Raw genomic sequence first — 20,425 nt, 5'->3', positions numbered from 1 at the left:
CGCCAGAACAACGCCGCCTGCGTTTCTCTTTCCAATTCAACAATGTCAAAGACCAAACCGGATTCCGCCAGCCCCGCCAACCAGTCCGTCGGCGGCGAGGAGCGGCGTATCTAGTCGCCACCCCCGAGAGTGTCAATCGATCCTGTCGGACTTTCTTTGCGTCATCTTCCGACTGGAATTTGGCGCAAAGATCACTTCGGGCCGCCGAGGGGCTGCCCTCATTTGTCCGCAGCGATTCGATTGAAGGACCGGAAGCTAACCACCGATGAAGAAAAGGTCAAGAGCCTTTCGGCTATCAACTGTTTCCGCCCGGCGTTGCGTCCAGGAGGAGGGATTTAGGGAGCGACGCCTGCCGAGTCAATAGGCGCCGCCGTGGTCTTAGCTCCCACGGGCGCGCCGCTTGCCCCAGGCGCGGTGAACTCCCTATGAGTGTCCTGCGCGAAGGAGGCGCAGAACCCCATGCTCTCGCAGAAGACCAGATACGCCCTGCGGGCGCTTGTGGAACTGGCCCGGGTGGAGGGCGGCCAGCTGACCTCCGGCGAACTCGCCCTGCGCGCGGACGCCCCGCGCAAGTTTCTCGAAGCCATCCTCCTGGAGCTGTCCCGCCACCGCCTCGTGGTCAGCCGTCGGGGCAAGTTCGGGGGCTACACCCTGGCCAAACCGGCGACGGACATCGCCTTCGCCGAAGTCATTCGGGTGATGGAGGGGCCGCTGGCCCTGGCCCCATGCGTCAGCCGGACAGCGTTTCGAAAGTGCGATGACTGCACCGATCTGGCGACCTGCACCCTGCGTGAAGCGCTGCTGCGGGCGCGGGACGCCACCGCCCAGGTCCTGGAAGCCTACAGCCTGGCCGACGCCGCCGCCGGGACCGGCGGGGAAATTCTCCCGTCCCCGCCTCAAGGCCCGCTCCAGATCTGAAGACCGCTTCGGCAGACCCGGCCCTATGAGGGGGCCTCAAGGAGCCCGGTGACCTGCAACCAGGGCGGGTCGGGATCTGGGTTGAACACGATCCGCATGCCCAGCCGGCGCATCACCCCGATGGAGGCGAGGTTGTCTCGCTCGGTCCCGGCCAGGATCCGCTCAAGACCCAGGGCCGCAAACATCCAGTCGCTGAGCAGCCGCGCTGCGCCGGTAGCCAGGCCGCGTCCCTGCCAGGCGGGATGGACAGCCCAGAACAGTCCGATCTCCGGCCGGTTGCGAGCCCCTGGGTCATCCCCTAGTCCGGGCAGGCGGCCAAAAGGCTCCAGCCGCGGGACGATACCTATGAGGCCCGCGAACCGCCCTGCCCCGTCGCAGATCACCCGGTCCCCATAGGGCGGCTGATGAAGCGCCGCCAGCTGCCGCTCATTGCTGATCGCCCAGTCCAGCCAGCCCCTCCGCCGGGCGAGGTTCTCGGCCTCGCTCAAAGTCGCGTCATTCCAGCCGATGTCTTGATAGAGGGCGTGACAGGCCTCCAGGTCGCCCGGCGTAAGGGCGCGCAGGCTCACGCCTTTTCCGATCAGAGGTGGAACGGTCACTCGGTCAGCCGGCGGCGATATAGGCTTTCAGCCCATCGGCCTCGGCGACCACTTCGGAAATCTTGTGCTTCACGAGGTCGCCGATCGAGACGATACCGAGCAACTTGTCATCCTGGCAGACCGGCAGGTGCCGCACCCGGCGATCGGTCATTCGCTCCAGCAGGGTGTCGACGGTCTCCCCTGGCGCGGCGAACAGAACATCACTGGTCATGCAGCCCGAGATCGGACGGTCCAGGGCCGAGGCTCCCAGTTCCGCCAGAATGCGCACCACGTCGCGCTCGGAGACGATCCCAGCCACCCGACCGCCATCGACGACCACCAGGGCGCCGACCCGACGGGCATGCAGAAGGGCCGACACCGCGCTCACCGTGTCATTGGGGGTGACGGTGAAGACCAGGTCCCCCTTGGTCTTCAGGATCTGGGACACAAGCATAGGTCGTTATTCTCCCTTATCCCCTAGGCCGCCAGCCTGTCGCATAACGACGGTCCTGGCAATCGCTCAGATATCTTGCGACTCGACCGGACGCGCAGGGGCCGGGGGGCGCACGCCCGCCAGCCATGCGGCCGGCCCGGCCAGGAGAAGCCCCGCCAAAAAGCCTGCAATATGGGCCTCCCAGGCCACGGCGCCCTCCAGTCCCGGCGCAAAGCCCAAAACCGCGACCACCAGGTTCAGGCCGATCCAGGCTGCGCTCATGAACAGGACGCGGGGGTTGAACAGGGGCGCCAGACGGCCGCCGCCGGCCAGGATACGGGTCGCCGCCCCTATGAGGCCGAACACCGCCCCGGAGGCGCCGACCAGCAGGATATCCTCCCCAGGATGCAACCGGGCGAAGGCGAGATTGGCCAGGACGCCACAGGCCAGATAGTAGGCTAGGAAGACAGCCGCGCCCCGGGGCGCCAGACCAAACAAACGTGCGACCGGGCTGCCGAAGGCCAAGGCGCCCGCCGCGTTCATCGCCGCATGAACAAAGCCGCCATGTATAAAGAGCGCGCTGACCAGGCCAATCCGCCCCCCGGCCTCATAGCCGGCCGGGGAGAAGCCGAACCGACGATAGGCGTCATCCCCCAGTACAAAGACCTGCAGGGCATAGGCGCCCAGTATGGCGCCGACCATCATCATGGCCGGCCACGGCGCCTTGAAGATCGGCTCACGGGGTTCGGGCAATCGTCGTCCTCCTGGGGCGTTTAGTGTGTTGCGGCTTCAGCCTTAACGAAATCGCGAGGGTTAGGCCCCCTAGATGCAGGCCAGTGTCCAAGTCTGGCACGTGGTTTGCTTAACAGGCCATGCGCCCTGTCCCCGGAGTCCGCCAAGTCATGGCCCTCGTCATCCCCGCAAAGCCCGCCGCCTGGCTCGCAGCGACCCTCGCCATCGCCGCCTACGCCAGCGCCGCCCAGGCGCAGCAAATGACCACCAACTCCGCCGATTTCAACGCCGGTTGGGGACGCTATGCGGGCAGTGAGAACCGTCCAGTGGACGTCTCCACCCGCGACGCCAACGGAAACCGCATCATCGTCGATGGGCTGATCCTGACCGGTCAGGATCAATCCTCCTTCAGCCGCTCCTGGGGATCTGGGGACGCCTATGCGGGCGTGGGCGCCAGCACAGGCGGGTCGAGCGCCATCGGCAACAACCTCGTGGTGGTCACCCAGGGCAATTACAACACGGTGATCGTCAACTCGAACCAGGTGAACAACGGGAACATATCGGCCGGCACGCAGATGAACTCGGGGGGCGTCGGCGATGCGCAATAGGTCTCAACTTCGCCTGGGCGGCGCATTGAGCGCCGCGGCCATGGCCCTCGCCGCCTGCGCGACTCCGGTGGCTGGGCCGGGCGGCAACTATAGCCGTCCCATCGGCAGCGCCCCGGTGACCGCCAACCCGACCCCCTACTCCACCGCCCTGGTGTGCATGGCCGGCTACGCCCGCACCCACAATCTGACGGCCCCGCGGATCGCGATCGGCCGCATCGCCGACTATACGGGCAAGACCGAATCCGACGGCAGCGGCCGCAAGATCACCCAGGGCGCCTCGCTCATGGCCATGTCGGCCTTCGCCAAGGCGGGCATGCCGCTGGTCGAGCGATTCGACACCTCGGTGTCGGAGCTGGAGCTGAAATACGCCAACAACAAGCTGATCTCCGACCAGCCCAATCCGGCCCCCAACATGCCGGCCGAATATCGGCGAATCCTGGCGGGCCAGGTGCCCGGTTCGGACTTCTATGTGGCCGGCGGCCTGACCGAGCTGAATTTCAACATCCGCTCCTCAGGCTTCGACATCGGCGCCGGCGATCCGGACCCCCGGGACCTGAAGGGCAATATCCGCGGCCGGCTGTTCATCATGAACATCGGCCTGGACCTGCGCCTGATCAACACCCGGACCCTGGAGGTGGTTGATGTCATCTCCTACCAGAAGCAGGTGATCGGCCGGGAAGTGGGCGTGGGCCTGTTCGATTTCCTGGGCGGCAACGTCTTCGACGTCTCGGCGGGTACGGGCGCCCTTGAGCCCATGCAACTGGCGGTGCGCTCCCTGGTGGAGCGGGCCGTGATCGAGATGAGCGCCAACCTCTATGGCATGCCAGGTCCTCAGGCGTGCCTGTCGTCCGACCCCCTGGGCGGCGGCACGGTGGGAACCACCGGCGCCTACGTCCCGGCCTACAACAATCTGGGGACCAACAATGCGCAGACTCGCCAAGACCCTAATCGCTGGAACGTCAATCGCGATCCTGACGTCCGCGGTCGCTACTAGCCAGACCTACGACAGCGTCATTGTCAGCGACCAGGTCCAGACCGGCGACATCTTCGCTGGCCAAACCCTGAATGTGGTCGAGATCACCGAGACAACCACGGCGGTCACCACGGCGACCGGCGCGGCCTTCAACGGCTCAGGCGAGGACGTCACCCTGGACATCCGCGCCAACCAGAACCTGCAGGCCAATGTCACCGCCGACACCCGGCTGGATGCGGCGGTGAGTTCCGGCGCCACCACAGCCCTGACCACGGCGGCGACGGGCGTCACCTCGGAGTCGAACATTTACGGAGGCACGCTGACCGGGGTCTACAACCAGCGGACCGGGCCTGGCCTGATCTATGGCCACAGCCATGTGGAGGCCCCCGACGCCGAGGTGGGCGATGTCACAGCCTCAACCCAGGCCGTGGGCGTCAGCCAGGGCTTTGGCGTCAGTTACAGCGTGGTCGGCGCGCGGGTCAACCAGACCAACCAGGCCGATGTGGTCGCCGACGGCGGCGGGACCTATCGCTATGTCGAGGGTTCGGCCACCTTCGTGGGCGCGGCGACGGGGACGAATGTCACCAGCTCCGGGGCCGGCGGCTCAGGCGAACGCTACATCATCAATCAGACCAATTCGGCGGCCCTGACCCAGGCCAGCCAGTTCACCGCCCACGGCTCCGCCTATCTCAGCACCACCAGCGCCACGGCCAGCGGCGACAATATCAACCTCTATAACGAGGGCGGCCTGCTGGACGTGACCAGCAATCAGCACAACCAGGCCTATATCCGCGCCCAGACGGGGGCTTCGGCCTACCAGTTCGGTTCGGCCTCCAGCATCTCCTATGGGGTGGGCAATTCTTTCCTGGCGGGCAATTTCGGCTCCGAAACCATCATTGACGCCGTCCAGCTGAATGACGGCGGCGGCGTCGAGGTCATCGCCGACTTCACCGGCGCCGAAGGGTACGACGCCTCCGCCCATGCCACAGCCATCGGCAACGCCGCCACGGGCTATGTCTGCAGCGACTGCGACGGACGCCTGATCGCCACCAGCCAGCAGGTCAACAACACGGACGTAACCGCCGCCACCTCGGTGCATGTGACCGGCTACGCCCGCTCGGCCACCGGCGTGGCCACGGCGGTGGGCAATACGGCCACCTACTATGTGAGCCGTCCGACCGGCCACTGAGGCGATACAGGTCGCCGCTGCGACAGCCGCCGCCATCACGCCTTGCCCTCGCCCCATCTCACAGCGATGGTGGCGGCTGTCTTGGTGAACTGCGGACGTCTCAATGATCGGTTTCCTGCGAGGGGCGCTTGCGCTTTCCGCCGCCCTCGCCCTCTTCGGCCACGCCAGCGCGGCTGAACCCTATCCCGCTTCGTTCGTCGGCATCGGCCTCACAACGACTGACACGACGGCCAGCGGGACCGCGGCCACCCTGGCAGCCGCGCCCCTGGCGCCCGGCCAATGGCCTCAGGCCAGGGCCGACATCGCGCCTGATCCCGATATCCGCTTCGGCGCCCTGGCCAATGGGATGCGCTATGCGATCCGGCGCCAGACGATTCCCGAGGGTCAGGCCGCCCTGCGCCTGCGCATCGACGCCGGCTCGCTGATGGAGTCTGACGACCAGAAGGGTCTGGCCCACTTCCTGGAGCACATGGCCTTCAACGGATCGGAGGCGGTGCCTGAAGGCGAGATGATCAAGATTCTGGAGCGGCTGGGCCTGGCGTTTGGCGCCGACACCAACGCGTCCACCGGCTTTGACGAGACCATCTACAAGCTCGACCTGCCACGCACCGACGCCGAAACCGTGTCCACCAGCCTGATGCTGCTGCGCGAAACGGCGATGAACCTGCTGATCGCCCAGGACGCCGTCGACCGCGAACGGGGCATTGTCCTGTCGGAGGAGCGGGCCAGGGACACCCCGCCCTACCGGATCTACAAGAGCCGCCTGGCCTTCCTGCTCAAGGATCAGCGGCTGAACGACCGCTATCCCATCGGCGACGTGGACATCCTGCGCCAGGCGCCGGCGTCGCGGATACGGGACTTCTACCAGGCCTATTACCGCCCCGAGCGCACCCTGCTGGTGGCCGCCGGCGATTTCGATGTCGACGCCATGGAGGCCCAGATCATTGAGGCCTTCGACGGCTGGCGCGTCGAGGGCGCCGCCGGCGCCGACCCCGATCTTGGTCCGGTGCGCCCTCGCGGTCTGGAAGCCAAGGTGGCCGTAGAGCCGGGGGTGCAGGCGGCCCTGCAGATGGCCTGGGTCCGCGATCCGGACCTGAGCGCCGATTCCAGCGCCCGCCGGCGATCAGACCTGATCAAACAGCTGGGCTTCTCGGTGTTGAACCGTCGCCTGTCGGTGTTGTCGCGGGCCTCCGATCCCCCCTTCCTGGGCGCAGCCGCCTTCGTAAATGACGAGTTCGGCGCCGCCGAGACCACCAGCATCCTGGCCAATGCGCAGCAGGGCCGCTGGCGTGAGGCGCTCACCGCCATTGAGACCGAGCAACGCCGCGCGGTGCAACATGGGGTGCGGCAGGACGAGCTGGACCGGGAGATCGCCGAGTTTCGCGCCCGTTATCGGGCCAACGCCGCTGGCGCGGCCACCCGGCGCCCCTCGACCCTGGCCCAGCAGATCCTCGGCGCCACCGGACGCGACCGCGTCGTGACCAGCCCCGCCCAGGACCTCGCCCACTTCGAAGCCGCAGTGGAGAACCTGGAGCCGGCCACGGTCACCCGAGCCCTTCAGGACGCCTTCCAGGGACAGGGGCCGCTGATCTTCCTGGCGAGCCCTGTTCCGGTGGAGGGCGGCGAGTCCGCCGTGATCGCCGCTTACGAAACCTCGCGAAACGCCCCCGTCAGCGAGCCCCTGGCCCTGTCCCAGCTGGAATGGCCCTACACCGCCTTCGGTCCCCCCGGAAAGGTGGCCGAGAGCCGTGAGGTCACGGACTTGGATACGGTCTTCGTCCGCTTCGAGAACGGTGTCCGGCTGACGATCAAGCCCACCCGGTTCCAGGACGATGAAATCCTCGTGGCGGTCAATGTGGGGAGTGGTCGACAGAGCCTGCCGAAGGACGCGCAGAGCCTGGCGTGGGCCACGCAGGCCTTCACCGAAGGGGGGCTGAGTCAGATCACCGCCGAAGACATGGAGCGTGTTCTGGCCTCGCGGGTCTATGGGGCGCGCCTGCAGGTCAGCGATGAGGCCTTCACCCTCTCAGGCTCCACCCGGCCTGAGGACCTGGACATCCAGATGCAGGTGCTGGGCGCCTATCTGGCGGAACCGGCTTGGCGTGGCGAGGCCTTCGCCCGCATCCAGGCGGCAGGCGCCACCATCCACGAACAGTATGAGGCCACCGCCAGCGGGGTCCTGTCCCGGGACCTGGCCGGCCTGCTGCACTCCGGCGACCGCCGCTGGACCTTCCCGTCCAAGGAGGAGATCGCGCAGGCGGGCCTGGAGGATCTGAAGGCGCAGCTCGCCCCACCCTTGAGCAGTGCGCCCATTGAGGTGGTGATCGTGGGCGACACCACTGTGGAAAAGGCGACCGACGCCGTGGCCCGCACCCTGGGCGCCCTTCCCCCACGCGCTGAGCCGGCAGGGCCGTCCAGCGCCGCCGGGGTCGCCTTCCCCGAACCGACAGCCCAGCCCCTGCGCCGCACACACAAGGGGCGCGCCGATCAGTCCATCGGCTATGTCGCCTGGCCCAGCACCGACTTCTTCGCAGATCCGCAGGGGGCCCGGGAGGCCGCCATTCTGGGCGAGATTCTGCGGCTGCGGCTGGTGGAGGAACTGCGGGAGAGCCAGGGCGCGACCTACTCCCCGTCGGTCAACTACAACCATTCCTTCGTCTGGGCGGGCTGGGGTTACATGTCAGCCAGCGTCGAGATTCCCCCCGAGGGGCTTGAAGCCTTCTTCCGTGACGTGGCGGAGATCACGGATGACCTGCGCGAGAAACTGGTGGAGCGCGATGAGCTGGAACGTGCGCGCCAGCCCCGACTGGAGCGCATTGCGCGGGCCCGGGTCACCAACGACTATTGGCTGAGTGAACTCGCTGGCGGCCAGGTCGATCCTAGACGCCTTGACGCCATTCGCTCGGTGATCCCAGGGGCGGAACGGGTGACCGCCGAAGATGTCCAGAAGGCGGCCCAGCGCATACTGCGTCCGGACGCAGCCTGGAAGATCGAGGTCGTGCCGGAGGACTAGGCGGTGTTTTCGTGGCGTCCGCCCATCGGATGAGAACGATCAGACCGCCCCCTAGGCGCTGTGTCCACAGCGCCTAGTAGACCGTACCGCCCACCCCGCCGTCCAGGCTGAGCGCCATGGAGGAGGAGGATTCGGTGTATTCCTCTTCTTCGCGATAGGCGGTGTAGGTCTCGGTCGAGACCATGGTCAGGATCTTCACCCCGGCGCCGAAGCGACGCAGCAGAGACCGCTCATTGCAGTCGCGCGCGCCCTTCTGCGGCCGGCAGGTCACCTGGCCGCCCGGGGCGTGATAGAGGGCCTCGCCCTTGGCGCAGACCAGGGTCTGGCCGCCGGAGAAGTCCACCTGGCCGGAGAATTCGGCGATGGTCACCTGCAGCCGGGCGCCGGCCAGGCAGCGATAGAGTTCGCCGTCATAGATGTCGCGGACATCCCGCTCGGGAAACAGCTGGGCGGCGGGATGGGGGGTCTGGCGATCGTCGATGCAGACGGCCTGGATGACCACACGGCGGGTGGCCGAGCGAGTGGCCTGATAGGCGGTGCGCTTCATCCGACGCGCGCCTTCCACATTGAGGCCCTGGATGAGACCGGTGGCCACGGGGGGCGAATAGCCGCCGCCACCGCCGCCGCCGCCATAATAGACGACCGAGCCGCCGCCGGCTCCGGCGCGCGCTGAGGCGTTGACTGTGGCGCTGGCGCTGGCGTTGACCACCACTGTAGGGGCGACCACCACATTGACGCCCGGGACCTTCACCCCATGGCCCGGCGGCGCGCAGCAGGGCGGATTGGACGGCGGCGGAGGCGGCGGGGGCGGCTTGCAGCAGGGCGGGGGCGGCGGTTCGCAGCAGGGTGGCGGAGGGGGCGCGCAGCAGCCATGGCCGCCGCCTCCGCCCCCAGCCTCGGCGCGTTCGGGGACAGCCCCTGCAAGCAGGAACAGGCCAAGCCCGAGGGTCAAGCCAAGCAGGGTCTTATGCGGCGCCATTCCGGCCTCCAACTCTCTACTGACGAGCCCTGCAAATTTCAGGCCGCAAATCCCCGTCTCGAGGGGTCTGCGGCCAGGATGTCCCGGATGGGGACAACGGCGGCCTGGCCCGAATCCTTCTGCAAGCCCCATGCGGTCAATCTCGGCCGCGATGGGAGCCGCGCAGCGATGTCGATGTGCCATCCAAACACGGAACGGTTGATAGACTATTGGCGAACGCGCGCCCGGCCCGGCGCGCCGCCGCCGCGCACCTCCATCAGTCCTGCCGATTTCGCTGACCTCCTGCCCCAGGTCGTCATGCTGGGCCGGGTGTGTTCGGGTATCTATCCGATCCGTCTGGCCGGCGGTCTTGTCACCGAGCTGCACCAGCGCGACCTGCGCCAGCAGAACGCGCTGTCGCTGTTTGGCGCCAAGGACCGCATGGATCTGCAGACCGCCCTGGAGATGGCGCGACGTCGACCCGAGCCCATCGTCGTGACGGCCAAGGCCCATGCGGAGGGCGTGGCCATCGGCATGGAGATGCTGTTCGCGCCCCTGGCCGGACCGGAGAATGGACCCGACCGGTTCCTGGGCCTCTATCAGCCGCTCGCCATGGTGGCCCGCCTCCGTGAGAAGCCCGTCCTGAGCTTTTCACTCGAAGACATACGTAAGGGCGGCCCCGCCAACGAGGAGGCCCCTCGCCTGCGGCTGGCGGCCATCGACGGCCGCCGGATCGCCTGAGCGCGCCTCAGCCCGCCAGGGCCTTCCACAGCAGTTGGGCGCCCACCAGGATCATCAGGACATAGATGGCGGTGTAGAACTGCTCGGCCTTGATCCGCCGCACCAGCCAGACGCCGGCGAAGGTCGAGACGATGGCCAGCGGCGCGAGCACCGCCGCCGTCATCAGGTTCTGGGCCGTGAACTGGCCGAGCGCCAGATAGGCCGGGACCTTGATCCAGTTGATCACCGCAAAGAAGATCGCGGTCGTCCCCACCAGAACCGGCGGCGGCAGGTTCTTCGGCAAAACCCACATCTGGAACGGCGGCTGACCGGCATGGGCGATCTGGCTGGTGAAGCCCGACGCCGCCCCCAGCAGGGCGCCCAGCGCCAGGGGCGCATTCTTGGGCGCCTGCACCCCGCCGCCCCGGACCAGCCACAGCCGGTGCAAAGCGAAGACGATGCTGATGGCCCCCAGGACCGCCAGCACGGCGGTGGCCGAGACCCGGGCGGCCAGCAGATAGCCCAGGCCGATCCCCACCGCCGCCGAGGGGATCATCAACATCAGGATGCTGCGGTCCCAGCTGCGCCGGAAGGCCCAGACGCCAACCACATCCTGCAGGATCAGCACCGGCAACAGGATGGCGGCGGCCTGCACCGGCGAGATGGCCAGGGCGAGCAGCGGCAGGGAGATGGCGCCCACGCCGGCGAACCCGCCCTTGGCCAGGCCCAGCAGGATCACGGCCGGAATGGCCAGGGCGTAGAAAAGCGGATCGGTCAGCACCGGCGGTTCAGCTCATGTCTGGGACGTCATGGGACCGGCCCGTCGTACGCTCACGACCCGCAGTTCCCGCTCGTGTCCGTCCCGGTCCGGCCACTGGATCGCCTGGCCAGGCCGAAGGCCCAGCAGCCCCGCGCCCACGGGGGTGAGGATCGAGATCCGCCCCGCAGCGATGTCGGCCTCGGCCGGGTAGACCAGGGTCACGGCGCGGGCCTCCCCGTGGGTCTGATCGACGAATTCGACCCGCGCGCCCATGCCGGCGATATCGGCCGGCGTCTCGGCGTCCGGGCGCACCTCGGCGCGCTCGACCTCTTCCAGCAGCAGGCGGGCGACGTCGGGCGCCCTCTGCCGGGCGCCCAGCGCCAGGTCGGTGATGCGGTCCGCATCGGTTTCACTGAGGATGATATTGGGCCGCGCGGCGGCCAGAGACGAAGCCGGCATTGAGAACGTCCAGAACAACAAAGGGAGCAGGCGGCCGAAACGGCCTGACGCTCGTTCCGGATTTCAGCGGTGCGGAAATGTCCCCGGACTCGGCTGGCGCACAGCACAGGCCCGGGGCGGGAAGCCTGCCGCGAGGTCCTTCCCCCGGATCCGGATCCGATTTGCGCGTGCGCTCAGCATAGGCCAGCAAGCCCATCAAGCCCCGATGAAGTCAACCGAGGCTCAGTCCGGCGCGCTCGCGGCGTCCAGCGCCTTGAGGTCCTCGGCGCTCAACGAGAGCTCGGCCGCACCCATCAGCTCCTGCAGTTGGGCCACGCTGGTGGCGCTGGCGATGGTGGCGGTGAGGCCCGGCTGCGCCATGACCCAGGCCAGGGCCACCTGGGCCGGCGTCGCCCCATGACCGCCGGCCACCTCGTCCAGGGCGCCCAGGATCTGCATGCCGCGCGGGGTCATGTACTTCTTGGCCCCGCCGCCCCGGGGGCTTTTTCCGAGATCGGCCTCCGTGCGGTACTTGCCCGTCAGGAAGCCGCTGGCCAGCCCGTAGAAGGGGATGACGCCGATCTCTTCGTCGAGGCAGAGCTGCTGCAGCGCCCCCTCGAACCCCGCCCGGTCATAGAGGTTGTAGAGGGGCTGCTCGCTCTCATAGCGCGGCGCGCCAACGCCTGCTGCGGCCTCGACCGCCGACTTCAGCCGCTCGGCTGAGAAGTTGGACGAGCCCACCGCCCGGACCTTGCCGGCCTTGATCAGCCGGGCATAGGCTTCAGCGGTTTCATCCTGGGGGGTGTTCGGATCGTCCCGATGGGACTGATAAAGGTCGATGACGTCGGTCTTCAGCCGCTTGAGCGAGGCCTCCACCGCCTGTTCGATATAGGCGGCCGAGAGGCCCTTCATCCCCTCGCCCATCTCGGAGCCGACCTTGGTGGCCAGCACGATCCTGTCGCGCCGGCCGCCCTGGGCCAGCCAGTTTCCGATGACCGTCTCCGAGGCTCCGGCGCCGGCCGGAGACCAGCGGGAATAGACATCAGCGGTGTCGACGGCGTTGAAGCCCGCGTCCACAAAGGCGTCGAGGATCGAGAAGGAGGTCTTCTCATCGGCCGTCCAGCCAAAGACGTTGGTCCCCAGCATCAGCGGGGCGATCTTCAGGTCCGAGCGTCCCAGTCTGCGCAGCTCCATGAGCGGCCTCCCTCTCGTTTCCCGTGATCAGGCGGCCTGCTGACCGTCCGCATAGACCGGCGCCTCGTCGGCCGGCAGGGCCGGACGCCCGAGGATCATATCCGAAGCCTTCTCCGCGATCATGATGGTGGGCGCATTGGTGTTGCCCCCCACCAGGGTCGGCATCACCGAGGCGTCGATGACCCGCAGTCCACTCAAGCCCCGGACCTTCAGCTCGGCGTCGACCACGGCCATGGCGTCCCCATCGGCGCCCATCTTACAGGTGCCCACCGGGTGGTAGATGGTTTCGGACGTCCGACGGATCCAGGCGTCGATCTCCTCATCGGTCTGCACCGCCTCGCCTGGCGAGAATTCCGGACCGCGATAGGGATCGAGGGCGCTCTGGCGGGCGACCTCGCGCATCATCTTGACCCCCTCGCGAATGGCGCGGCGGTCCTCCTCGGTGGCCAGGTAGTTGGCGAAGATGGCCGGATGGTCCATCGGATCGGCCGAGCGCAGCCCCACCCGCCCACGGCTTTCCGGACGCAGCTGGCAGACATGGAAGGTGAAGCCGTCCTTGGCCACCGCCACCTTGCCATGGTCCTGCATGATGGCCAGGACGCAGTGGATCTGCAGGTCGGGCCGGTCGAGGTCCGGGCGCGAGCGCAGAAAGGCGCCCGATTCCAGGAACTGCTGGCGGCCAGGCCCCTTGTTGAAGAACACATAGTTCATGCCCACGCCCAGGGTCTTGATCAGACCCTTGCGCATGGAGAAGGCGGTGATCGGCAGGGGGCATTCCCAGGACAGGGTCACGTCCAGGTGGTCCTGCAGATTGGCGCCGACCCCTTTCAGCTCATGTACGGTGGCGATGCCATGGGCGGCCAGTTCCTCGGAATCGCCGATGCCCGACAGCTGCAGGATCTGCGGCGACTGCACGGCGCCGGCGCAGAGCAGAACCTCGGCGTCAGCGTGGACGATGGTCTTGGCCTTGGTCTTGTCGTCCATGTACTCGACGCCGACCGCGCGACCGTTCTCGATGACGATGCGGGTGGTGCGCGCGCCGGTCAGGCAGGTCAGGTTCGGCCGCTTCAGGGCCGGGTGCAGGTAACCCCGCGCGGCGCTCCAGCGCTGGCCGTCATGGATCGTCAGCTGATAGGGACCCCAGCCTTCCTGCTGGAAGCCATTGAAATCCTTGGTGATCGGGTGGCCCGCCTGACGGCCCGCCTCGATGGTCGCCGCATAGATCGGATTGGGCGAGGACGCCTTGGACACCTTCAGCGGGCCATCGCCCCCGTGCCAGGCGTCGCCGCCGCCCTCCAGGGCCTCGGAGCGTTTGAAGTAGGGCAGAACCTCGGCATAGGACCAGCCGGCCAGGCCCATCTGGCGCCACTGGTCATAGTCCCGCGCATGGCCGCGGATATAGATCATGCCGTTGATCGAGGACGAGCCGCCCCAGCCACGGCCCCGGGGCCACCAGAGCTTGCGGTCATTCAGGTTCGGCTCGGCTTCGGTCCAGAAGCCCCAGTTGTGCGGCCCCTCCTTGCCGATCAGCCCGCCGACACCGGCCGGCATCTTGACCATGATGGAGTTGTCGCGGCCGCCAGCCTCAAGCAACAGGACCTTGGTGGCCGGGTTCTCGCTGAGCCGGTTGGCGAGCACGCAGCCCGCCGAGCCTGCGCCGATGATGATGTAGTCGTACCGGTCCATGACCGCCCTCCCCAAAACGCGTCTTCTTCGGGCTTACGCCCTGACTTGAAATCTCGGACCTAGCGGCCCTTCCATTGCGGCGGACGTTTCTGGGCGAAGGCCATCGGCCCCTCCTTGAAGTCCTCGGACCGCAACATGGCTGAAATCGCCGGATAGCGCATCTGCGCGGCCATGGCCGCCTGCAGACTCGGCTCATCCAGCCCCTTGAACACCGCCTCCTTGGAGGCGCGGATCGACATGGGCGACAGCTCGCAGATCTGTGTGGCCCAGCGTCTGGCCGCGGTCATCAGCTCGGCGGCCGGGACCACCTCGTTGACGAAGCCCAGTTCGCGGCCCTCCGCGGCGCTGACCCGCCGACCGGTGAGGATCATGCCCATGGCCTGCTTCTCGCCGATCTGGCGCGGCAGGCGGTGCAGGCCTCCGGCCAGGGCGGCCAGGCCGACGCGGGGCTCGGGCAGGGCGAAAGTGGCGGTCTCGGCGGCGATGATCAGGTCACAGGCCAGCGCAATCTCGAAGCCGCCGCCCATGGCCACGCCATTGACTGCGGCGATCAGCGGCTTGGTCAGGTCGAACCGCTCGGTGAGGCCCGCAAATCCTGAGGCCGGCAGGCCCATGCCCCCGCCGGTGGCCTGATGCTTGAGATCGTTGCCGGCCGAAAAGGCCCGCTCGCCCGCCCCGGTGACAATGGCCACCCACTGGTCAGGATCGGCGGCGAAGGCGTCAAAGGCCGCATGCAACTCGTGGTGGGCCGGCGAATGCAGGGCGTTCATCACCTCGGGCCGGTTCAGCGTGACCACCGTCACCGGCCCGTCCCGCTCTACGGAGATGAAGTCGTAGGCCATGGCGTCCTCCCGTCGTCTTTGGAAGAACCTTCCCCAGGGCGCCCCTGCGTCCGTCAAGCCATTCGACAGAAACGCCGGACGTTCAGGGGGCGACAAAGCTCCGCACCGCCGCGCTCAGCCGCGTCAGGCCCTTGGGATCGACGAAGACGGAGTGGCCGCTGGCGAACAGGGCCGCGGTCAGCCGCTCGGCCGGCACGCCGGCCTGATCGAGCATGTAGCGGCCCGCATAGGCGGGCGTGCTGAGATCAAACAGCCCTGCGGCCCAGAAGACCCGCAGTCTGGGGTTTGCGGCCATGGCCTCGGCCAGCCGCTGATTGGCCTCGTCCTCCCCCTGCCCCCAGGTCCAGGCGGCGTTAACCTCCAGGTTCAGGGACTCGTAGATCTCGGCCGTGGCGAAGCCCAGGTGCTCTTTGAAATAGGACTCCACCGCGCTCAGGCCGGCGGCCGAAACTGGCAGCGCGCCCGTAACCTCGCCAGGCGGGCGCGGCGGCGTATAGCTGAGGCCCGGATCATCATAGGGCGGCCGCTGAGCCGGGGCGTCCAGGGGCCGGGTGGCACGGGCGTCCAACTGGCCGGTGCGCAGGCCCTGATCCTTCAGCAGGTTGAGATAGAAGTCGGCGCGGCCGAGCCGGAGGTTCTTCTCCAGGATCAGGTCCGTGGGCAGGCCGATCAGGGCCGACATGGCCTGGGCCACCGCCGCCATCTCCGCCGGGGGCAGGCTCGCCCCGGCGATCAGCGCGCTGACATAGTCGGTGCGGGCGAACTGGACGGCCTGGTCATAGACGTCCTGGGCCGAGCGTCCCTCTCGCGGGATGCGGCCGTGGCTCCAGGCGCTGGCGGCGAAGCTGGGCAGGCTGGTGACATAGGGCATCTCGAAGCCCGGCGGCCGGGCCACCAGGGCGAACAGCAGCACCCCGTCCAGGTTCAGGTCCGCGCCATGATGAGCGATCAGGGCCGCCCGGGTGGTGCCATAGCTCTGGCCCAGCACGTAGCGCGGCGAGGTCTCGCGGCCGTGGGCGCTAAGCCAGTCGGCGATCACCGCCTTGACCGAAAGGGCGTCGCCGGTGGGCGTCCAGAAGGCCTGGCCGTCATCCGGGTTAAGCGGACGGCTGTAGCCCGTCCCCACCGGATCGATGAACACGAGGTCCGCGGCGTCCAGCGGGCTGTCGGGATTGTCGACCATCTGCTGGGCCGCCCCCTCACCCAGCCGTCGTTTGGGCCCGAACGCCCCGAAGTGGAGGGGCGTGGTCGAGGCGCCCGGGCCGCCATTGAACAGGAAGATGACCGGCCGCGGGCCCGCCGGCGGATCCGTCCGCACATAGCTGGTGGTGATGATCTGGCCGCTGGCCGCCCCCTCGCCTGGACTGACGCGCCAGGCCTCCACGGCCGCGCGGTAGGTGACAGGCTGACCATTGAAGAGGCCGCTATGGGTGGTGATCGCCGCAGCGGGAGGGGCCGCCGGCGCCTGCGCCTGAGCTGCGCTCGCCAGGCTGGCTGCGAGGGCGAGGGTGACCAGGAGATGTCGCAGCATGCGGGCCTCGCGCGATGGGTGATCTAAGAACGGACGCTATGGGGATCAGCCTATGCGTCGCCCTGGAGAAAAGCATTTCGTTGTGCGGATGATCGGGCGTCAATCCGCGGCAGTCCGTCGGGGGCCAGCGCTTGCGGCGCATGAACTATGCGCTGGCTGCCGGGCGCGGGGGGACAACGCAAGCACTATGCGACGACTTGCGGCTAGAGTTCACCCCTGAGGACCCTGGGCTGGCGATGGAGGGGCGAATGAACAGCATGCAAGTCTGGCGGCGCTGTGGCGCCACCGCCCTGGCGATCCTGACCCTGGCCGCCTGCGCCAAACCCGTCACGGCGGCGGAGCCCGCCACGTTCCAGATCCACATCAAGCCCGTGACCGGGAGCAAACCGCAGGCGGACGCACTGGAGGTCCGTTGGACCCTAGACCTGCCGGCCGGATCAGACTTCGACCTCACCGCCCCCATCACCTACGCCGGGGTCGAGGGCGTGGCTGACCGCATCGAGAGCCTGTCGGCCCGCGACGGGTCCGGCCCCATCACCTTCACCCTCAGAGATGACCCGCCGCATCCTGGCGGCTTTCCCCATTTCCGCCACTGGACGGCCGAGCGGCCCGTCAGTGGCGAGGTTGAGGTGGCCTATGTGGCCCGGGCGCGAAGCCCAGGCGGCCGGGGCGGCCCGCCCTTCGACCTGCGGGCCTCGGGTGGCGGCCTCAGCGGGGCCGGCTCAGGCTTCCTCCTGCTGCCCAGGGGCGCGGCGACAAGCCGCTCACATCTGAGCTGGGACCTCGCCGACCTGCCCGGTGGATCGGGCGCACGCACCACCTTCGGCGATGGCGATGTGCAGATCGACGGCCCGCCGTCGCGGCTGATGCAGGGCTGGTACATGGCCGGCCCCTTTGGACACTACGAAGGCGCCGGAGACAGCGCCGGCTTCAACGCCGCCTGGCTCGGCCGGGCGCCCTTCGACGCCGCGGCGGAAATGGCCTGGGCGGCGGACGCCTACGCCTATCTGGGCAAGGCCTTCGGCTATCTCGATCCCGTGCCGCCCTATCGGGTCTTCATGCGCTTTGTCGACGGCGCGCCCTGCGGCGGCGGCACGGCGCTCGGCGCCTCCTTCATGTACGCCCGCTGCGCCCTGGCGGAGGGTGAGACCGCGCCCTCGCCGCGCGAGACCCTGATTCACGAGATGGTCCATATGTGGGTCGGCGGGATCGTGGGGCCGCAGGGGGTGACCAGCTGGTTCACCGAAGGCCTGACCACCCACTATACCCGCCTGATGATGCTGCGCGGCGGGCTGGACTCCGTGGACGCCTATGGGGCGCACATCAACAACTCGGCGCAAGCCCTGTATGGCCTGGCGGCCCAGGACATGACCGCACAGGAGATCGTCGCGGTGGGTTTCGCCGATGGGGATATCCGGCACATCCCCTATCACCGCGGCGCCTTCTATTTCGCAGACCTGGACGCCCGCATCCGCGAGCAGTCTGGCGGGACCCGCACCCTCGACACCGTGCTGCGCCCGATGTTTGAAGCCCGCCAGGCCGGCGAGATCTTCGACCACGCCGCCTGGATCACCCTGGTCAGCGCCGAAATCGGTCCGGCCGCTCAAGCCGAGTTCGAGGCGCGTATCCTGCGCGGCGAAGCCTTCGCCCCCCATCCCAACGCATTCGGGCCCTGCTTCGCCCGTCGCGACAAGACCTATGAGATCGAGGGCCGCGGCCCCGTCGATCGCTATGAATGGGTGCGTTTGACCAACGTCCCCGACGACCTCTGCCGCAACTGGTAGGACTTTAAAGATGATGCTTGTTCGCCCCCTCCTCCTGGCCGCCCTGATGGCCTTCGCCGGCGCCGCGGAAGCCGCGACTCACCGGTACGTCGCCATGGCCGGCGGGGAAAAGGTCGGCCACCTGGTCGCCGAGGTGGAGGGCCGCACCGCGTCGGTCGACTTCGCCATCGACAACAACGGCCGGGGCCCCAAGGCCCGCGAACAGATCACGGTCGACGCATCCGGCGCCCCGGTGACCTGGACCATCGAAGGCTCCTCCCTGTTCGGCAGCCCGGTGCAGGAGAGCTTCAGCCGCCAGGGCGACGCCGCCCGGTGGGTCAGCCAGGCCGATGAGGGCCAGGCGACGGTCTCTGGTCCCACCCTCTATGTGCCCAATGACGGCAGCCCCTGGATCCTCGGTCAATACGTCAAGGCCCTGCTCAAGGCGCCGGGCCAGACCCTGCCGGCCCTGCCGTCGGGAACCATGCGCCTGCAGGAGGTCCGCAAGATCACCCTGGGCGAAGGCGGCCGGGCGGTGAAGCTGACGGTCTATGAGCTGTCGGGCGTCGATCTCACCCCCAGCTATGTGATGGTCGACGCCCGCGGCGACATGTTCGGGATTCTGGGCGGCGGCCTGATCCGCGAGGGCTATGAGGGCCACCTTGAAGCCCTGGGCGCCCTGGCCCAGGATATCACTCTGGAGCGGGCCAAGGCCGCCCAGGCCAAGCTCGCCCACCGTTTCGACACGCCCGTGCGCATCCGCAATGTCCGGGTGTTCGATCCGGAGACCATGACCCGCAGCGGCCCTTCAACCGTGGTCGTCTTCCGCGATCGGATCACCAGCATCCAGCCCGAGACCGACGCCCCGGCGCCGGAAGGTCAGGTGGTGATCGACGGACAGGGCGGGACCCTGATGCCGGGCCTGCACGACATGCACTCCCACACCTCGCTCTCCTCCAACCTCTTCTACCTGGCCGCCGGCGTCACCGGGACGCGGGACCAGGGCAATGACAATGACCGGCTGATGGGCATGGTGGAGGGGCTGGAGACCGGCGAACTGGCCGGTCCGCGCATCGTGCGCAATGGCTTCCTGGAAGGCCGCAGCCCCTATTCCGCTCGCCACGGCTTCATCCCGGAAACCCTGGAAGAGGGCCTGGAAAACGTCCGCTGGTACGCCGAGCGCGGCTACTGGCAGATCAAGATCTATAACTCCATGAACCCCGACTGGGTGGCCCCCCTGGCCGCCGAGGCCCGGCGCCTGGGCATGGGCGTTACGGGGCATGTGCCGGCCTTTTCCAGCCCCGACCGGGTCCTGCTGGACGGCTATGACGACATCGCCCACATCAATCAGCTGATGCTGGGCTGGATCCTCGATCCGGAAGAAGACACCCGCACGCCCCTTCGCCTGACGGGCATGGCGCGGGCCGCCGACCTCGACCTGACCTCGGAGCGGGTCGCCTCTACGGTCCGCCACATGCGCGAGAACGGCAAGGCGCTGGACACCACCGCCATGATCCTGGAGCGGCTGATGCTCAGCCGCTCAGGCCAGGTCCATCCCGCCGACGCCCCCTATTTCGACCATGTGCCGGTGGCCTATCAGCGCTATCGCAAGCGCTCCTTCGTCACCCTGGGCGAGGGCCAGTACGAGACCGACGCGGCCTATCAGGCCGGCTTCGGCAAGGTGCTGGAGGTGCTCAAGCTGCTGGATGACAACAATATCCAGCTGCTGCCCGGCACCGACGACGGCACGGGGTTCTCGGTGCACCGGGAGCTGGAAGTCTATGTGATGGCGGGGATTTCGCCGGCCAAGACCCTGCGTCTGGCCACCCTGGACGCCGAGCGCTATTTCGGCCGCGATCACGAGCTGGGCTCCATCGCCCGGGGCAAGCTCGCCGACCTGATCCTGGTGGACGGCGACCCCACCACCAATATCAGCGACATCCGCAAGGTGCGCATGACCATGGTCGGCGGGGTGGTCTACTACCCGGCCGAAATCTACGACCACCTCAATGTGAAGCCGTTCGCAGCCCCGCCACCGGTCACGCCGGCGCCTTAGCCGGCAGACGCCCGGCCGCCCTTGGTGGGACGG

18 protein-coding genes are annotated in these 20,425 nt (G+C 68.0%); 8 read left to right on the top strand and 10 right to left on the bottom strand.

Annotation, left to right across the window (positions count from 1 at the left end; translation table 11 throughout):
• The first annotated feature begins 459 nt into the window (after nt 1-459).
• Nucleotides 460-918: an Rrf2 family transcriptional regulator gene (locus tag Q7V15_RS01925; protein ID WP_304753380.1), complete on the top strand. Its 459-nt coding sequence runs from the start codon at nt 460-462 to the stop codon at nt 916-918.
• Between the two features lie 23 nt (nt 919-941).
• Here the strand turns inward: Q7V15_RS01925 and Q7V15_RS01920 are convergent, their stop codons facing one another.
• The 3 genes from Q7V15_RS01920 to Q7V15_RS01910 form a co-directional block, all read right to left on the bottom strand.
• Entirely contained in the window at nt 942-1,487 is a 546-nt protein-coding gene (locus tag Q7V15_RS01920; RefSeq protein ID WP_304753379.1) for a GNAT family N-acetyltransferase, read from the bottom strand.
• Nucleotides 1,488-1,521: 34 nt separating this feature from the next.
• On the bottom strand, nt 1,522-1,950 hold the full coding sequence (locus tag Q7V15_RS01915) for a CBS domain-containing protein (RefSeq protein WP_304753377.1): 429 nt from the start codon (nt 1,948-1,950) through the stop codon (nt 1,522-1,524).
• A gap of 66 nt (nt 1,951-2,016) precedes the next feature.
• On the bottom strand, nt 2,017-2,682 hold the full coding sequence (locus Q7V15_RS01910; protein ID WP_304753375.1) for a rhomboid family intramembrane serine protease: 666 nt from the start codon (nt 2,680-2,682) through the stop codon (nt 2,017-2,019).
• Nucleotides 2,683-2,831: 149 nt separating this feature from the next.
• Between Q7V15_RS01910 and hfaA the strand changes: the two genes are divergently transcribed.
• From hfaA to Q7V15_RS01890, 4 genes are all read left to right on the top strand, one after another.
• Complete coding sequence (gene hfaA / locus Q7V15_RS01905) at nt 2,832-3,269, top strand: holdfast anchoring protein HfaA (RefSeq protein ID WP_304753373.1); 438 nt, start codon at nt 2,832-2,834, stop codon at nt 3,267-3,269.
• Nucleotides 3,259-4,263, top strand: coding sequence for a holdfast anchoring protein HfaB (hfaB, locus tag Q7V15_RS01900; protein WP_304753371.1), 1,005 nt, complete (start codon nt 3,259-3,261; stop codon nt 4,261-4,263). The genes hfaA and hfaB overlap by 11 nt, the downstream gene beginning before the upstream one ends.
• On the top strand, nt 4,193-5,431 hold the full coding sequence (gene hfaD / locus Q7V15_RS01895; protein WP_304753370.1) for a holdfast anchor protein HfaD: 1,239 nt from the start codon (nt 4,193-4,195) through the stop codon (nt 5,429-5,431). The genes hfaB and hfaD overlap by 71 nt, the downstream gene beginning before the upstream one ends.
• A 103-nt stretch (nt 5,432-5,534) precedes the next feature.
• Nucleotides 5,535-8,444, top strand: a complete 2,910-nt coding sequence (locus tag Q7V15_RS01890) for a pitrilysin family protein (protein WP_304753369.1) — start codon at nt 5,535-5,537, stop codon at nt 8,442-8,444.
• Nucleotides 8,445-8,517: 73 nt separating this feature from the next.
• Here the strand turns inward: Q7V15_RS01890 and Q7V15_RS01885 are convergent, their stop codons facing one another.
• Nucleotides 8,518-9,423 (bottom strand): hypothetical protein, encoded by a 906-nt coding sequence (locus Q7V15_RS01885; RefSeq protein ID WP_304753367.1) that lies wholly within the window; start codon nt 9,421-9,423, stop codon nt 8,518-8,520.
• An 87-nt stretch (nt 9,424-9,510) separates the two neighbouring features.
• Between Q7V15_RS01885 and Q7V15_RS01880 the strand changes: the two genes are divergently transcribed.
• Nucleotides 9,511-10,143 carry a PAS domain-containing protein gene (locus Q7V15_RS01880; RefSeq protein WP_304753366.1) on the top strand — a complete coding sequence of 211 codons (633 nt, stop codon included), beginning with the start codon at nt 9,511-9,513 and terminating at the stop codon, nt 10,141-10,143.
• Between the two features lie 7 nt (nt 10,144-10,150).
• On the opposite strand, the gene Q7V15_RS01875 is transcribed toward Q7V15_RS01880, so the two are convergent.
• The 6 genes from Q7V15_RS01875 to Q7V15_RS01850 form a co-directional block, all read right to left on the bottom strand.
• The gene (locus Q7V15_RS01875; protein ID WP_304753364.1) at nt 10,151-10,903 is read right to left on the bottom strand and encodes a sulfite exporter TauE/SafE family protein; all 753 of its coding nucleotides are present in this window, start codon (nt 10,901-10,903) and stop codon (nt 10,151-10,153) included.
• Between the two features lie 12 nt (nt 10,904-10,915).
• Entirely contained in the window at nt 10,916-11,341 is a 426-nt protein-coding gene (gene rnk, locus Q7V15_RS01870) for a nucleoside diphosphate kinase regulator (RefSeq protein WP_304753363.1), read from the bottom strand.
• A 222-nt stretch (nt 11,342-11,563) separates the two neighbouring features.
• Nucleotides 11,564-12,514, bottom strand: coding sequence for an aldo/keto reductase (locus Q7V15_RS01865; RefSeq protein WP_304753361.1), 951 nt, complete (start codon nt 12,512-12,514; stop codon nt 11,564-11,566).
• Nucleotides 12,515-12,541: 27 nt separating this feature from the next.
• Entirely contained in the window at nt 12,542-14,200 is a 1,659-nt protein-coding gene (locus Q7V15_RS01860) for a choline dehydrogenase (protein WP_304753359.1), read from the bottom strand.
• 59 nt (nt 14,201-14,259) lie between these two features.
• Nucleotides 14,260-15,042: an enoyl-CoA hydratase-related protein gene (locus Q7V15_RS01855; protein WP_304753357.1), complete on the bottom strand. Its 783-nt coding sequence runs from the start codon at nt 15,040-15,042 to the stop codon at nt 14,260-14,262.
• Nucleotides 15,043-15,124: 82 nt separating this feature from the next.
• Nucleotides 15,125-16,573, bottom strand: a complete 1,449-nt coding sequence (locus Q7V15_RS01850; RefSeq protein WP_304753355.1) for a S10 family peptidase — start codon at nt 16,571-16,573, stop codon at nt 15,125-15,127.
• 248 nt (nt 16,574-16,821) lie between these two features.
• Here Q7V15_RS01850 and Q7V15_RS01845 point away from each other — a divergent pair, with 248 nt between their 5' ends.
• Together Q7V15_RS01845 and Q7V15_RS01840 are read left to right on the top strand one after the other, a co-directional pair.
• A complete protein-coding gene (locus Q7V15_RS01845; protein WP_304753354.1) occupies nt 16,822-18,357 on the top strand; it encodes a hypothetical protein in 1,536 nt (511 codons plus the stop codon).
• A 10-nt stretch (nt 18,358-18,367) separates the two neighbouring features.
• Nucleotides 18,368-20,392, top strand: a complete 2,025-nt coding sequence (locus tag Q7V15_RS01840; RefSeq protein WP_304753352.1) for an amidohydrolase family protein — start codon at nt 18,368-18,370, stop codon at nt 20,390-20,392.
• Nucleotides 20,393-20,425: the final 33 nt, after the last annotated feature.

The sequence above is a fragment of the Phenylobacterium sp. genome (genome assembly GCF_030651755.1).
In the GTDB taxonomy this organism is placed as follows: domain Bacteria; phylum Pseudomonadota; class Alphaproteobacteria; order Caulobacterales; family Caulobacteraceae; genus Phenylobacterium.
Note: the sequence above shows the minus strand (reverse complement) of the source record. Positions and strands in the feature narration are given on the sequence as shown.